Source organism: Haloferax sp. s1, from assembly GCF_058382125.1.
Map to the genome: position 1 here is coordinate 1 of NZ_JBZRPK010000125.1, position 1,210 is coordinate 1,210.

Annotated in this window: 1 protein-coding gene and 1 pseudogene; one reads left to right on the forward strand and one right to left on the reverse strand. The window is 58.2% G+C overall.

The window, feature by feature from the left end; translation table 11 throughout:
* Positions 1 to 108: 108 nt before the first annotated feature.
* Positions 109 to 443: pseudogene (locus QT222_RS00895) on the reverse strand (DUF7558 family protein).
* Between the two features lie 135 nt (positions 444 to 578).
* Between QT222_RS00895 and QT222_RS00900 the strand changes: the two are divergent.
* The gene (locus QT222_RS00900) at positions 579 to 1,169 is read left to right on the forward strand and encodes a hypothetical protein (protein ID WP_491476000.1); all 591 of its coding nucleotides are present in this window, start codon (positions 579 to 581) and stop codon (positions 1,167 to 1,169) included.
* Positions 1,170 to 1,210 lie beyond the last annotated feature (41 nt).

A 1,210-nucleotide genomic window follows, 5' to 3' on the forward strand; every position in this document is an offset into this window, starting at 1 on the left:
CGATGGCACCGCTCGACATAGTCTACTGTTGGGGCTGTTGGAACATAGATTTTTGGTGTGTTTGTTACGTTGGTTAGAGTGTTTCCGTGCATAGAGAGGTGGATTGGGTCACTCTACCGGCGTCGCGACGATATGCTCCTCAAGATCGCGTGTCCAGTACGTTGCTGGGCCGCCGGGACAACATCTCGCACACAGCTGTAGTGGGCCTTCTAGGTGGCCGATTTCGACACGGAATCGTGTGAGGGCTGCAAGCGCATCGACGACGAGACACAACTATCGCAGGCGTGGTGGTCACGGTCGTCGGGATCGGGATTCGACTGGGTCGCGCAGTCGACGCAGATCGGGTGGGTGACCCGTTCGTCCTGCCACCAGGTATGGGCCTTGCCAGTCTCGGTACCAGGCGGCGCGTCGCAGGACGCACAGCCAGTGAGCATTTGCTGCATCACTCGCCCTCCGCGTCGGCGTCGTGGCCGACCAGACTTTGATAACGAATCCGTTTCATGGCCGTGAAATGGCGGTTCGTGGGGGCAAAAAACCCGTCTCGATTTAATAATCCCCGTCAACAAGGGGGTGGTACCGTGTCCGCGCTTCCGTCATGGATCGATGAACGGATCGATCGGAACCTCGACAACACGCTCTCCCAAGAGCACGTCGTCAAGACGATGATCGAGTCAGATCGACCGTTCTTCTCCCTTCGACAACTGCACGCACGTATCAAGCCCGAAGTGAGCAGGGCAACGGTCCGAAACCGGTTACAGGAGTTACAGACGATCGATGTCGTGGCCACAGAGACGTACCCCGACTCGATCACCCTGTACTACATTAACCATCCAGAATCGGACTGGCCGCTCTCACCGGAGGGAAAACGCGCGCTACACACAGATACCCCGCTGGACCGGCTCTCCACTCGTGCATTCCTCACGCTATCGGACACAGCAGGGATCCGCACGCTCGTGCTCGCTGGACTTCAGTTGAGTTTGGTGCTGTTCGCTCTCGGTGGTGTTCTCACAATCGTCGGTGCTGATGTAAGCAGTACGCAGAGCGATATCGTGCTGTGGGACACCGCAGCTGAGCTGCTGGTGATCAGCCTGGCGTTGTTCCTCGTAGAGCGACTCGCCCGCTGGGTCCGCGACCGATACAGCCCGTTGAACCTCCTCCCATCGGCGTAATCTGAAATCACGCAATAACATCGCATCGCCCACCACACGAC